Source organism: Hallella multisaccharivorax DSM 17128, from assembly GCF_000218235.1.
Lineage (GTDB): Bacteria > Bacteroidota > Bacteroidia > Bacteroidales > Bacteroidaceae > Prevotella > Prevotella multisaccharivorax.
In genome coordinates, this window is record NZ_GL945017.1 from 1882779 (window position 1) to 1896303 (window position 13525).

Sequence of the window (13525 nt, forward strand, 5' to 3'; positions counted from 1 at the left end):
TATGACAAAACTCGATTCCCACAACTGGAAAGACTTTACGAAAAGTATCTCCTCACTGCAAGAAGAATTGTCTGACGGTACACCCCTCGGAACCGTGCTGCAAGGAGTTGTGCGACTTTTCGTCGAATATTCTCAACCGTCCGACGATGAGGTGGAGAGTATCAGCGACAGCTACAGACTGATGAGCGACTACATGCTCCGTGGTTACCAGGACAACCAACGCGCCAATCTTTACCGACAATTACAACGGCGACTCTATCGCGTGCTCGCCGATCTGCGACTTCATGTCCGACTTAAGTATGACCCGTCATTAGCCACATTCTCTTCTCCCGCCGATACCTCGACAATAGATACAGACAGCCTTCGCGGCACACTTGAAGCCTTCGTTTCCGATATGGCCATACTTACGCTTGAGCCTACTGAACAGGCTACGGCAGAAAGTAAGCAGCTCTACGAGCGCCGTCAGGCTGTTATCGCGAAAACTTTCAATCGCATCTTGTTGTCCGGACAATGGAGCAACGAGCACACCAACGATTTTGCCAATCTCATTCTCTCCCCTACTATTGACATCATCGATGCGCTCACGCTTTGCGCAGCCGTGATGATGGCTTCACTATTAGAGCCCGATCCAGCCAAAGTATCAATGCTTTTAAAAGTATATCAAGAAGCAACCGACGAGAAATTAAAGCAGAGAGCGCTCATCGGATGGGCTCTTGCCATCGACAACGGCGACTTCAGGCTATTTCCAGAGACGAAGAACGAAGTGGACCAACTGATGTCAAGAAAAGGCCTCCGCGATGAGTTGGCAGAGCTGCAGATGCAGGTTATCCTCTGTATGGCGGCTGATGAGGACTCGGAAACGATACAAAAGGATGTCATGCCAAATATAATCAAGAACCAAAACATTGAAATCACACGCCTTGGCATCCGTGAGAAGGAAGAGAATACAATGGACGAGATCCTCCATGGGGATGACAGCGACCGTAAAATAGAAGAGATGGAAGAGAGCATGCGTAAGATGATAGACATGCAGAAACGCGGTGCAGACATCTATTTCGGTGGATTCTCAAAGATGAAACGCTTCGGTTTCTTCTATACCCTGTCAAATTGGTTCACTCCGTACTACATTAATCATCCTGGTTTAGAGCATCTCTCACCGGAAATAAAACGCACGCAGTTTATGGAAAGCTTGCTGAAAAATATGCCGTTCTGCGATTCAGACAAGTACAGTTTCTCACTTGCGATGTCTTCCATTTATACGCAACTGCCCGATAGTATTAAGGAAATGATTGGCAATGGGGCTACGATGCAGGCGCCTGGAGCCGATGAAGTCATTAACACCCCTGCATTTTTCCGACGCCAGTTCCTACAAGATCTCTACCGATTCTTCCGGATCAACGATAGCCGCTCTGCTTTTGCCAATCCGTTTGAGGCCAAAGATCATCATCTCTTTTTAGACAGAAATATCTATCACTCTACTATGCACGATGAGGCCCTACGCATCATTGGCTTTCTGCTGAAGCGTAAGAAGTTTGCTGAAGCAAAGGCCATGCTAAACTGTTATTACCGCGAAGACTCCCCAACCGACCTTCTTCTTGCCGGCCGAATCGCCTTAAAAGAAGGATCATATAATAGGGCTGAGGCGATCTATGCTAAAGCCTATGCCATTGAGAGCGACTCCACCGCAGCGCTCAAAGGGTATGCTATCGCAAGTCTCCACTGTGCACACTACGCCAAGGCAGCAGAGCTCTACCAGCAATTATCCGCCCTATATCCTGACAAAGAACAATATACGCTCAACGACGCCATTGCCTTGATCAACAATAATGAGGCTCGTGAAGGTGTCAGAATATTATATGAGCTGTATTATAAACGCCAAGACGACCTTGATGTAAAACGGGTGTTGGCCTGGGGATTGCTTTGCATGAAAGAGCCGGAGAAGGCTGAAAAACTCTACGATAGCATCCTAAAAGCTGATCATGTCGCTGCCGACCATTTGAATGCAGGCTACTGTGCTTGGGTCTTAGGCAAAGGAGAAGAGGCTGCCCAACTTTTTAAAGACTATGTCGCTCTATCATCCATCGATAAAGAAACACGGAAGCAACTTCCGAATCCGACACTTGCCTTGAAGTTCAGAGAAGACGCTTCCCTGCTCGACCGCTATGGTATCGCGGCAATAGACCGCGACATCATGGCGGGAATGAGTTAACTGTTCATCGAGGCGAGAAACTCAATGTTATTGCGTGTATGCTCCATACGGTCGTGAATGGTGTTCATAGCCTCCAGTGGATTCATGTCAGCAATGTACTTTCTAAGAATCCACATACGGTCAAGCGTAGTCTTATCCTGAAGAAGATCATCACGACGGGTACTTGATGCCACAAGATTGACAGCTGGGAAGATACGTTTGTTAGAGATAGTACGGTCGAGTTGCAGCTCCATGTTACCCGTTCCCTTGAACTCCTCAAAGATGACTTCGTCCATCTTCGAACCCGTATCAATCAGCGCTGTAGCAACAATAGTCAATGAACCGCCGCCTTCAATATTTCTTGCAGCACCAAAGAATCGCTTAGGCTTCTGTAGCGCATTGGCATCCACACCGCCGGTAAGCACCTTTCCTGAAGCTGGAGAGACCGTGTTGTATGCACGGGCAAGACGCGTAATAGAATCAAGGAAGATGACGACATCGTGGCCGCATTCCACCATTCGCTTGGCCTTCTCAAGCACAATGCCGGCTATCTTGACGTGACGTTCGGCAGGCTCATCAAACGTAGAAGCTATCACCTCGGCATTGACAGTACGGGCCATATCAGTCACCTCCTCAGGACGCTCATCAATGAGCAGCATCATCAAGTAAGCCTCGGGGTGGTTGGCAGCGATGGCGTTAGCGATGTTTTTCATCAAGATTGTCTTACCAGTCTTTGGCTGTGCCACAATCAGCGCACGCTGACCCTTTCCGATAGGAGCAAAAAGATCGACGATCCGGGTAGAGAGATTCGTCGTCGAGGGATTCCCTGTAAGATTAAACTTCTCATCGGGGAACAACGGCGTAAGGTTCTCAAAAGGCACACGGTCGCGTACCTCTTCAGGATGACGGCCATTGATAGAAACAATGGTTGTCAAGGGGAAGAACTTCTCACCCTCATGTGGCGGGCGCACACGCGCCTCTATGACATCACCTGTCTTCAAGCCGAAACGGCGCACCAGATTATTAGGCACATAAACATCATCGGGAGAAGACAGATAGTTATAGTCACTCGAACGCAGGAACCCATATCCGTCCGGCATGACTTCAAGCACGCCGTTTGCGGAAATGATGTCGGCAAAATCATAGCTTTCCTGCTCTTCAACAGGCTCATTCACCCACGTCATTTGCGGTGCGGCTTGCGGTTGCTGCACAAACGAAGGACCTGTAGTGGGTTGGTCAAACATATCATAATTGGGAGTAACACCCTGATCTTCAACCGGCAAGTCGACAACCGTAATGAAGTCGGTGCCATCACCTGGGTCACCGTCCCACACACCATCAACATTGGCTTCCTGCTGATGCCCATGACCATTCTCTGCCACGTCATGAGGCGTCCGTTCATTGTCCTTGTCCAGTCTCTCTTTCATTTGCTCATTGACAGCTTTCACCTGCTCATTGTGGGCCTTTACTTTGGCTTTCAACTGAGTCGCCATGTCAGCGTCAACAGCCTTGTCAGTAGTGGAGACAGCTGGATGATTCAAAGAAAGCTCATCAGAGCGATTCGCGTCAACCGTCTTTAATGATGACTGCGTTGAGGCGGAAACATTGTTAGCGGCTATCTGCCGTTTAAGCATGTCAATCTGTGCCATCAGCCCACGCTCCTTCTTTGTTTTAGGTCCTCTGTGCCTGGGCTGCGCCTTCAGCTGCGCTTCAAGGTCAGACAGCAACTTTGCGGGATCGGTACCATCACTCGGAAACAGCATGTCTTTGGCTGTCCGCGGACTCTGTGAGACCGTACGGTTGTGCTTGCGGCGGTTGTCGTCAAGAGGATTCTTGCTTCCTTCCATCTCTGCCTGCCTGTCCAGAATGGCATAGACCAGTTCTTCTGTAGAGCCAAAGGCATCGGGATTAAGCTCAAGACCCTGAGCGATGCCTGACAACTCCTCTCTGTTTTTGACAGATAATTCGTCTTTATTATACATATATGATATATGAAATATGATTTTTCAAAATAAGATCAAATGCTTCCACGGAAGTAGAAACATCCTCAATAATCCTATTAGTGTCTGCAAAGGTAATCAGAAAAAACATTATTCCACTATTTTCATGCTCTTTTTTTCTATTGCCAGCACTATTTTCTCTGACTTCGTCTAAAATAGTGTAACTTTGCAGCCAAATAATAAAGATACAATATGAAAAGTCTTTGGCGAACCTTCTTTGGTTTCTCAGACGAAGGCGACAACGAGACATTTGCTCATGCCATGGGTCGTGCCCGCCATCTCCTTGAGATGCAAAACTACGAGGATGCCTGCCGCATCCTCAAATTCGCGGACCGCTATCAAGATGCCGAGGGGCTTTATCTCTACGGGTGGTGCTGCTGGAGAGGTCAGGGCGTTGTGGAAGATGCCGCAAAAGCCGTCAAGCTTTGGAAGAAATCGGCGGCATTGGGTTATCAGCCTGCCAAGACACGCTGCGAAGAAATCAAAGACTTTATCAACAGCATCTGATGAGAACTCCACCGATTTTCTTGCTGCTTGTTGCCACCCTGTCATGGTTGGCAACGACAGCCCCTTGCTACAACAGCCGCAAGATAGCCATGGAAAAAAACTTCATCTATCGTCTGTATCTTGCTGATAAAAAAGGCTCTCCCTACTCTATTACCCATCCAGAGCAATACCTTTCACAACGTGCTATTCGTCGCAGACAGCGTCAAGCCATTGCCATCGACTCCACTGACCTGCCCGTTTCGCCAGCCTACGTTGCCCGAGTGAAGCAGGCCGGACTCACCGTCATGGGAACCAGCCGATGGCATAACACAATCACAGTGTCATCGTCAAAAGACAATATCGCGATCAATTTAGCCGCTCTGCCCTTTGTCAAAAAGTGGTTCAAGCTCTATGAATCACCTGATTCCGTCAAGCCAATGATGAGAAACGAAATCGAGAACCATGAGTCGACAACCACTTCCCAACACAATGTCTACGGGTCAGGATACAGACAAATCCAATTAGAAAACGGTATCCTGCTGCATAATGCCGGATTCAGAGGTAAGGGCATGCTGATTGCCATCCTCGATGCAGGATTCAACAATGCCGACAAAATTGAGGCCCTGAGCAACGTAAGCATCAAAGCCACAGCCGATTTTGCGCCCCGGCGGTCGGCTAATATCTTTGCCGAGCACGCACACGGCACCATGGTGCTGTCGGTCATGGCTGCGAACAACTCCAGCATCATGACTGGGAGTGCTCCCGAAGCAGACTACGCGCTCATACGTACGGAAGACATGGAGACCGAAACCCCTGCAGAAGAGGATTCGTGGACCATGGGAGCTGAGTTTGCCGACTCTATTGGAGCCGACCTCATCAATTCCTCGTTAGGATACACGCACTGGGACGGAGACACCATGAGACTTCATCTGCGTGACCTCAACGGACAAAGCTATGTGAGCCAAACCGCTGCGATGCTGGCCTCCAAGGGAATCATTCTCTGCAATTCAGCAGGCAACGAGGGCAGTTCTTCGTGGCATAAGGTGAACATTCCTGCCGATGCCACCGACATACTCACCGTTGGTGCCATAGACACCGACAGTCTCAGTGCGTCGTTCTCCAGTCTTGGCCCGACGCAGGACGGGCGCATCAAACCTGATATCAGCGCAATGGGAGTCAATGTGAGCGTCATCGGCAGCAATGGAGTGAAAACAACCAACAACGGTACGTCGTTTGCCTCGCCCATCGTCTGCGGGCTCACGGCATGCCTTTGGCAGGCCCTGCCCACACTCAATGCCAGACAGCTCATGAGCCTCATACGTCTCTCTGCCGACAGGGCCCAGTGGCCTGACAATGTCTACGGCTATGGCATACCCGATTTCTGGAAGGCATACAACAACGCTACATCAGGCTTCAAGAAATGATGGCAACCAATGGGAAATTACCTTTATACTTTATGGCAACGCGTCTACACCGTAAAGGCAACGCGTTTACACTGTAAAGGCAACGCGTTTACACTGTAAAGACAATGCGTTTACACTGTAAAGGCAACGCCAATCGAGTAGGAGGAAAACGAAGTAGTTTTCTTCCTACTTTCGTTTTCCGACCTCTCACACCACCGTACATGCGGTCCCGCATACGGCGGTTCCTATTTTGGGGTGCCATTCGAGATACGTCCCCATTAAAGTAGCATACCCTGCTGCACGTAGATTGTTGTTACTTATTGCAGTTGCTAAAATAGGACTATTAGCTATATGCCAATAACCCTTACGAGTATTACCCCATTCGTATGCTTGGTATTTATTAATACCACATCTAATGAGGTTTGCCACTTTTGTCTTGACTTTCTTCCAAGCTTTCCATATACACATGCGTATTCTACGTCTTAACCATTCGTCTGTTTCAAGCAAGAGACGCTTCATATTGGCAAGGTGATAATAGCCAACCCACCCTCTTATGTATTCTTTCAGCTTTTGCTTTCTCTTGGCATATCCCCATCCATTGCTGCGACTTGTCAGTTCTTTCAACCTTGACTTCATCTTGGCTTTGGATTTTGGGTGCACAGTGAGTTGGCATTTGCCTTTCATCACATAAAAGGAGTAGCCCAGATATTTCACTCCACGTACATACGACACTACGGTCTTTTCCTTGTTGACTCTGAGATATAGAACATTTTCTATAAATCGGGTTATAGACTCCTTCACTCGCATTGCAGCCCTTTTGGACTTACAGAATATCATCGAGTCATCGGCATAGCGTACAAAGGGAAGCCCTCTGCGTTCAAGTTCTTTGTCCAATTCGTTGAGTATGATGTTACTCAACAACGGACTTAGCGGTCCTCCTTGGGGAGTTCCCTCTTCGCTCGCTTCAAACAAGCCTTTGTTCATTACACCACTTCGGAGATATTTGTGTATAAGACTGACCACTCTGCCGTCTTTTATCGTACGGCTGAGAATTTCTATGAGTTTGCTATGGCTCACGGTATCGAAGAAGCGTTCAAGGTCAAGGTCTACTACATATATGTAGCCTTCATTAATTATACTTTGCGCTCCTCGTATTGCGTCATGGCATCCTCTTCTCGGACGGAAGCCGTAGCTCGTCTTGGAAAATTGGTTCTCATAGATGGGGGTCAATACTTGGTTTATGGCTTGTTGCACCAAACGGTCTACTACTGTAGGTATTCCCAACAGGCGCATCTTGCCATTGTCTTTGGGTATTTCTACCCTTTTCACTGGGTTTGGACGGTAAGAGCCGTCCATCAAGGAACGGATGAGCAAGTCCTTATTGGTCAATAGCCATGGGAGCAACTGCTCACACGACATCTTGTCGATACCACCACAGCCTTTGTTTCTCATAACTGCCTTGTAGGCTCGGTTGAGATTTGAAGGGCTAAGGATTTGCTCGAAAAGGTGTTCCTTGTCGAATGGTACTTCCACGATGTTGTCTTCACACATCCACATGTAGGTCTGCACTCCCCCATACCATTCGGTTTCCGACCTATCTCTTTGGGGGCAGCCATTAACTTGGGATAATGTTTTCTGCATTCTTTCCTTCATGAGGTATGTTTCAATTACTATCGCTTGATTGTTAGGTTCAGCCCTTCATGCAACGTTATCGAGTATTGCACTACTATGGCGTCTGCTGACTTCTCACGGCAAGCTTTACTCCACTTCTTTCGTAAAAAAAAACTATTTGAAGTGTCCGTGAGACCTCCTCGGATAAGGGCATTGTCTTTCCATCTTATACCCACTTCATTTACACCAACCGTTCCGAATAGCTATAGGGCTTTGATTTGTTTAGCAACCTTACCCACGGTCATATGCCTTGTATGAAGTTTCTGTTCGTTAGGTCAGATGTTTGCCGCCGGCTTCTTTCAGATTCCACCTCACGATGGACGCCCTTGCCTTTGGCTATGTAATTCCCGCTATTAAGGCTTACTCGGGACTTGCACCCGTTAGACAATACTCATGCCGAGCATACTAAAAGAGCGGAGCCTGCTCCCTCACGGGTGCAGGCTCCTATGTTTGTTTGGAATAAGTTTTTATTTGTCTTAACGACTTATTAACGTTAAGCGTCAGCTTTGTTTGTCTTAGCTGCGTAAGCCTCGGGGCTGAGCACGGAAACAGTACTCTTATTGCGGGCACCCTTGTGGAAGTAAACCACACCGTCGGTCAGAGCGTAGAGTGTATCATCCTTACCCTGAGCCACATTCTCACCTGCGAAGTGCTTGTTGCCACGCTGGCGAACAATGATGTTACCGGCAACAATCTTCTGGCCACCCCAGATCTTAACACCTAAACGTTGAGCTGCTGATTCACGACCGTTGCGTGAACTGGTCTGTCCTTTCTTATGAGCCATCTTGTTTTACCTCCTGTTTTAAGCGTTAATTGATTTAACTTCTACCTCTGTGAAGTGAGTACGGTGACCATTCTTCACACGGTAATCCTTACGGCGTTTCATCTTGAACACCACTACCTTGTCGCCCTTAACCAGTGGGTTGACCACCTCGGCAACAACCTTTGCGCCATCAACAGTAGGCGCACCGACAGTCACTGCCCCATCATTGTCTACGAGCAGCACACGGTCGAACTCAACAGTCTTGCCGGCCTCAGCATCCTTCAAATGGTTGACAAAAAGCTTTTTGCCTGCCTCTGCCTTGAACTGCTGACCGTTAATCTCTACGATTGCGTACATTTTATAAATATATAAACGGTTTTTTCCGCAAGGCGGACGAGCTATCGTCGTCTCTTCTTTAGCCTCCACGGACTCATAATCGGGTGCAAAGTTACGCATTTCTATTCATAGAACCATCTTTTTCAACCGATTATTTTAGTCCGCACCAATATTTTTGATTAATTTTGCAGGGAAATATCAGATTTAAATGGAAATAGACAAGAGAAAGAATCAGGAAGAGTTCGAATCGCTGCTTCGCTCTACTAAGCGTGAGGGTATGGACTATGTCATCGAGGACTTAGAGAAGAGCGGCTTTTTCGAAGCGCCGGCTTCAGCCGGACATCACCTCAATATTGCCGGCGGACTGTGCCAGCATAGCCTTAACGTGTGTAAGGCTGGACTGATGATCTTTGACGGACTTAAGACTCTTGACGCCGCATCGGCTGGAGAGGTGAAGCGCGAAAGTGTCATCATCGCTACCCTGCTGCACGATGTCTGCAAAACCGACATTTATAAAAAGACCATCAAAAAGCATAAGAATAAGCTCGGACAATGGGAAGATGCCGAGGGCTATAACATCAGTTATAAAGATTTTCCCATGGGGCATGGAGAGAAATCGGTCATCATGCTCCTGCTCAGCGGCCTGGACCTGCACGATGACGAGATGCTCGCCATCAGATGGCATATGGGCGCGTTCGGGCTGAACATGAACTCCTATGAGGACGAGCGTTGCTATGACACCGCAAGACAGGAATACCCATTGTGCTGCATCGTACAATGTGCTGACTCCATGGCGGCTGCCATCATGGAAGTGACACCACAGGATCGCGACGAGCTCTAACCTTCCCACTAACAAGAAGAGGCGGTCAACCATGACCGGCGGCAGCCCTTAGCTGAAACCATTATGATCACGCGGCAGCGGCACTTGCCGACACATGGGTAAAAGGTATCAAATTCGATGTACAAAAGGGCATATGAAGGAATGTAGTGTCTGGGTACAATCTTCCAAAGCTCGCCACCCCACCCGCTCATGGCCCTCAAGAAGGATATGCACATCAATGTATCGGCGATGCACTTCAAGCGTTTGCTGATCCTGAGAGAGTGTGTCGGGATTGACATTGTTGATAAAAAGCTTGTCGCCCTCGAGCCTTATTCTGCCCAATGGCGCATGGAGAAGATCGTGAGCGTCAACGTATGCGAAAAGTTCATGGAAAAGAGAATGAAGAGATCCATAACGGCCTGCATGAGTGAGTTTTCCGTAAATTATAATTGTAATTAAATGAGATTGAATGTTTCAAGAAAATACCAATTGCTACAAAGATAAGTAAGAAAAACAATAACGCAATGCTTTTCCAACCATAAAGACCACTTTCTCAGAAGATCGTCAAAAAAGTGGACGGCTATATTTTGCCATTCCAATTAAAAAAGGTACTTTTGCATGATAAAAGCAAAGAAATGACGAAGAGACGTTCAACCAAAAAATCCAAATCTTTTGGAGAAGCGGTGGGAATAAGAAATAGATTTGAGAGTGACACGGCTAACTTCTTTTTCGGCCTTGTACTCTTAGCAGTGTCTGTGTATCTCATTATTGCGATGGTGAGCTATTTGTCAACAGGCCCAGCGGACCAAAGCATATTGGAATCATTGAGACCAATGGAGTTTCTCAATGGAAACCATGAGTTTGGCAACTATTGTGGATCTATTGGGGCAATCATATCGTATTATCTGATTACCATCAACTTTGGGTTGCCCGCCTTTCTCATACCCGCCTTTGTGATTTTAGTGGCATTGAAACTAATGAGGGCTTATTCCGTTAGCCTACTGAAATGGTTTCTTTGCATGGCCTTCATAATGGTATGGCTCTCAATATTTTTAGCGAAGGTACTCTCGCCATTCATGGGCGAAGAAGTATATAATCCGGGTGGAATGCACGGACTTTTCTGCGTGAAGCGTATAGAAGACATCATCGGTGCTCCCGGCTTAATAGCGCTTCTTGCTGTCACGGCCATCGCCTTTCTTACTTACCTCAGTCATGAGACTATAGAGGTGGTGCGCAAAGCGCTGAATCCGGTGAAATATTTCACAGAGCGCGTCAAGCTCACGGTCAACAACCATGCAATCAACGAGGATGGATCTTTTGATTCCGATGACACAGACGCCCAAGCTAATGAGGAAGAGGCGCTTTCTGAAGAGACACATACCGATGACGACAGTGCGCCAACTGTGGTCGATCTCACTGACTTCACCCAATTTAAGGGTTCTAATACAGAAAAAAACGCGAAGGAAGGCATCGACAAAAGAATGCCTAAGACTAATGCCGTCGTTGGAAAAGCCGATGAGATAGCAAGTCTGACAGTGGAGAAGACATCCACAGAGGCTGCAGCCACCCAGAATACGGCAAAGACTTTGAGCGATCTCGATACACCTATCAATCCTTGGGAGCCCTTCACACACTACAAGTTCCCCAGTTATGACCTGCTTAAGAGGTGCGACAGTAAACCGGTGATCGACATGGAAGAGATAAAATCAAACAATGCCCGCATTGTAGATGTCCTCAAGAGTTTCAATGTCACCATCAGCAAAATCAACGCTACGGTAGGGCCTACGGTAACACTCTATGAGATTACGCCCGCAGAGGGCGTACGTATTAGCAAGATACGTGGCCTTGAAGCTGACATTGCGCTGAGCCTCGCTGCGCTGGGCATTCGCATCATAGCGCCTATACCCGGTAAGGGCACTATCGGCATTGAGGTGCCTAATAAAAAGCCGCAGATCGTCTCTATGGAGAGTGTGCTCAATACCAAGAAATTCCAAACCACGAAGATGATACTCCCCATGGCATTGGGTAAGACCATTACCAACGAGGTGTTTATGGTTGACCTTGCCAAGCTGCCCCATTTACTTGTGGCTGGCGCCACCGGACAGGGTAAGTCGGTAGGATTAAATGCCATCATCACCTCTTTATTATATAAGAAACATCCCAACGAACTGAAATTCGTTCTCGTAGATCCGAAAAAGGTGGAGTTCAGCATTTACAATAAGATTGCGCCCCATTATATGGCTGCGCTGCCTGAAAATGAGGACGAACCCATCATTACCGACGTGCAAAAGGTAGTGAGGACGCTTAATTCACTTTGTAAACTCATGGACCATCGCTATGATTTGCTGAAACTCGCCAATGTGAAGAAGATTGACGAATACAACGACAAGTTTATTCATCACAAGTTACGGCTCACAGATGGACATGAGTATATGCCGTATATCGTGGTAGTCATCGATGAGTTCGGTGACCTGATTATGACGGCTGGCAAGGAAATAGAAATGCCCATAGCCCGCATCGCACAATTAGCGCGTGCTGTAGGAATCCATATGATAATAGCCACACAGCGACCCACCACGAAGATTATTACCGGAAATATCAAAGCTAACTTCCCTGGCCGTATGGCATTCCGCGTTGCTTCGCAAATTGACTCACGGACTATCCTCGACCGTACGGGCGCCGACCAGCTCATCGGAAGAGGTGATATGCTGTTCCTTGGTGGCGGTGAGCCGGTGCGAGTACAATGCGCTTTCATTGATACATCGGAGATAGAAGCCATCAACGATTTTGTTTCCGCGGAGCCAGGTCCCGTGGATCCTTTTGAATTGCCTGAGCCCGATGATCCCAATGCCATGGGTGTCAGTGCAGGAGGAGATGGCGAGGCCAAAAACTTTGATCCATATTTCGATGAGGTGGCACATGCCATCGTCATCTCACAACAAGGCTCCACAAGTATGATTCAGCGGAGGTTCTCCATTGGATATAACCGTGCGGGACGTCTCATGGACCAACTGGAGAAAGCTGGCATTGTGGGGCCTGCACAAGGCGCAAAGCCTCGCGACGTGCTGCTGCAGGATGAGAATAGCCTGAATGCACTGTTGGCCAGAATACACGGTGTTTGATGACAATATATATAGTTTTCTATAAAAAGGATAGCATTTAAGACCATGAAGAAATCATTAGTTTTGAACATCCTGCTGTTACTCTGTATAAGCGTCTTTGCACAAGGTAGCAAGCAGGCAATGGAAGTATTGGACAAGACTGCTGCCGTCGTGGGACGCAATGGCGGAGCTCAAGCAGATTTCACTGTATCAGGTAAAAAGGTTGGTACACAAACTGGAACGATTGCCATTAAAGGAAATATGTTTCAGGCGCGCACTAAAAAGGCAGTTGTATGGTATAACGGAAAAACACAGTGGAGCTACCTCAAGATGACAAATGAGGTCAACATCTCCACACCTACAGAAGCCAAACGCATGAGCATGAATCCTTGTACCTTCATCTCCATGTACAAGAATGGATATAAACTCTCAATGACAAAGGCTGGCGGCAATTATATAGTCCACATGATTGCAGAAAACAAACAACGGAGTGTACAAGAAGCTTATATCACTATCAACAAAGGATCTTACAAGCCGTCAGAAGTAAAAATGCGACAAGGCCGTGATTGGACCACTATTACTATCCGTAATTTTGTTGCCAAGGACCAACCCGACAGCAAGTTCTCTTTCAATGCAAAGGACTTCCCTAAGGCTGATGTTATTGATTTGAGATAAATAAGTATTAGCTTTTGGGTGATAATGAAACATGTCAAGGCAGAACAAAACAATCATTATCACCCAACACTTTAGTAACTAA

Annotated in this window: 10 protein-coding genes and 1 pseudogene; 6 read left to right on the forward strand and 5 right to left on the reverse strand. The window is 47.4% G+C overall.

Annotated features, from left to right (window positions below):
* The first annotated feature begins 1 nt into the window (after window position 1).
* The gene (locus PREMU_RS08135) at window positions 2–2209 is read left to right on the forward strand and encodes a tetratricopeptide repeat protein (protein ID WP_007574462.1); all 2208 of its coding nucleotides are present in this window, start codon (window positions 2–4) and stop codon (window positions 2207–2209) included.
* On the opposite strand, the gene rho is transcribed toward PREMU_RS08135, so the two are convergent.
* The gene (gene rho, locus PREMU_RS08140; protein WP_007574463.1) at window positions 2206–4170 is read right to left on the reverse strand and encodes a transcription termination factor Rho; all 1965 of its coding nucleotides are present in this window, start codon (window positions 4168–4170) and stop codon (window positions 2206–2208) included. The two genes, PREMU_RS08135 and rho, sit on opposite strands and share 4 nt — an antisense overlap.
* A 210-nt stretch (window positions 4171–4380) precedes the next feature.
* Here rho and PREMU_RS08145 point away from each other — a divergent pair, with 210 nt between their 5' ends.
* Entirely contained in the window at window positions 4381–4695 is a 315-nt protein-coding gene (locus PREMU_RS08145) for a tetratricopeptide repeat protein (protein WP_007574465.1), read from the forward strand.
* Window positions 4695–6098 carry a S8 family serine peptidase gene (locus PREMU_RS08150; protein WP_007574466.1) on the forward strand — a complete coding sequence of 468 codons (1404 nt, stop codon included), beginning with the start codon at window positions 4695–4697 and terminating at the stop codon, window positions 6096–6098. The genes PREMU_RS08145 and PREMU_RS08150 overlap by 1 nt, the downstream gene beginning before the upstream one ends.
* Before the next feature lie 186 nt (window positions 6099–6284).
* Here PREMU_RS08150 and ltrA read toward each other — a convergent pair whose 3' ends face one another.
* The 3 genes from ltrA to rplU form a co-directional block, all read right to left on the reverse strand.
* On the reverse strand, window positions 6285–7730 hold the full coding sequence (gene ltrA / locus PREMU_RS08155; protein ID WP_007572400.1) for a group II intron reverse transcriptase/maturase: 1446 nt from the start codon (window positions 7728–7730) through the stop codon (window positions 6285–6287).
* A 511-nt stretch (window positions 7731–8241) separates the two neighbouring features.
* Window positions 8242–8532 carry a 50S ribosomal protein L27 gene (gene rpmA / locus PREMU_RS08160; RefSeq protein ID WP_007574467.1) on the reverse strand — a complete coding sequence of 97 codons (291 nt, stop codon included), beginning with the start codon at window positions 8530–8532 and terminating at the stop codon, window positions 8242–8244.
* Window positions 8533–8550: 18 nt separating this feature from the next.
* The gene (gene rplU, locus PREMU_RS08165) at window positions 8551–8868 is read right to left on the reverse strand and encodes a 50S ribosomal protein L21 (protein WP_040558800.1); all 318 of its coding nucleotides are present in this window, start codon (window positions 8866–8868) and stop codon (window positions 8551–8553) included.
* A 187-nt stretch (window positions 8869–9055) separates the two neighbouring features.
* Between rplU and PREMU_RS08170 the strand changes: the two genes are divergently transcribed.
* A complete protein-coding gene (locus tag PREMU_RS08170) occupies window positions 9056–9688 on the forward strand; it encodes an HD domain-containing protein (RefSeq protein ID WP_007574469.1) in 633 nt (210 codons plus the stop codon).
* Window positions 9689–9847: 159 nt separating this feature from the next.
* On the opposite strand, the pseudogene PREMU_RS14570 reads toward PREMU_RS08170, so the two are convergent.
* A pseudogene (locus PREMU_RS14570) lies at window positions 9848–10114 on the reverse strand (NanQ anomerase/TabA/YiaL family protein); the annotation flags it as partial.
* A 188-nt stretch (window positions 10115–10302) separates the two neighbouring features.
* Here PREMU_RS14570 and PREMU_RS08180 point away from each other — a divergent pair.
* A complete protein-coding gene (locus PREMU_RS08180; protein WP_040558168.1) occupies window positions 10303–12789 on the forward strand; it encodes an FtsK/SpoIIIE family DNA translocase in 2487 nt (828 codons plus the stop codon).
* Between the two features lie 45 nt (window positions 12790–12834).
* Window positions 12835–13443, forward strand: a complete 609-nt coding sequence (lolA1, locus tag PREMU_RS08185; RefSeq protein ID WP_007574471.1) for an outer membrane lipoprotein periplasmic chaperone LolA1 — start codon at window positions 12835–12837, stop codon at window positions 13441–13443.
* Window positions 13444–13525 lie beyond the last annotated feature (82 nt).

What these genes read in the sequence shown, in the direction of transcription:
- PREMU_RS08135 (WP_007574462.1), top strand. Translation starts at nt 2, where the DNA reads ATGACAAAACTCGATTCCCACAACTGGAAAGACTTTACGAAAAGTATC.
- lolA1 (WP_007574471.1), top strand. Translation starts at nt 12,835, where the DNA reads ATGAAGAAATCATTAGTTTTGAACATCCTGCTGTTACTCTGTATAAGC.
- ltrA (WP_007572400.1), bottom strand. Translation starts at nt 7,730, where the DNA reads ATGAAGGAAAGAATGCAGAAAACATTATCCCAAGTTAATGGCTGCCCC.
- rpmA (WP_007574467.1), bottom strand. Translation starts at nt 8,532, where the DNA reads ATGGCTCATAAGAAAGGACAGACCAGTTCACGCAACGGTCGTGAATCA.
- PREMU_RS08150 (WP_007574466.1), top strand. Translation starts at nt 4,695, where the DNA reads ATGAGAACTCCACCGATTTTCTTGCTGCTTGTTGCCACCCTGTCATGG.
- PREMU_RS08145 (WP_007574465.1), top strand. Translation starts at nt 4,381, where the DNA reads ATGAAAAGTCTTTGGCGAACCTTCTTTGGTTTCTCAGACGAAGGCGAC.
- PREMU_RS08170 (WP_007574469.1), top strand. Translation starts at nt 9,056, where the DNA reads ATGGAAATAGACAAGAGAAAGAATCAGGAAGAGTTCGAATCGCTGCTT.
- rplU (WP_040558800.1), bottom strand. Translation starts at nt 8,868, where the DNA reads ATGTACGCAATCGTAGAGATTAACGGTCAGCAGTTCAAGGCAGAGGCA.
- rho (WP_007574463.1), bottom strand. Translation starts at nt 4,170, where the DNA reads ATGTATAATAAAGACGAATTATCTGTCAAAAACAGAGAGGAGTTGTCA.
- PREMU_RS08180 (WP_040558168.1), top strand. Translation starts at nt 10,303, where the DNA reads ATGACGAAGAGACGTTCAACCAAAAAATCCAAATCTTTTGGAGAAGCG.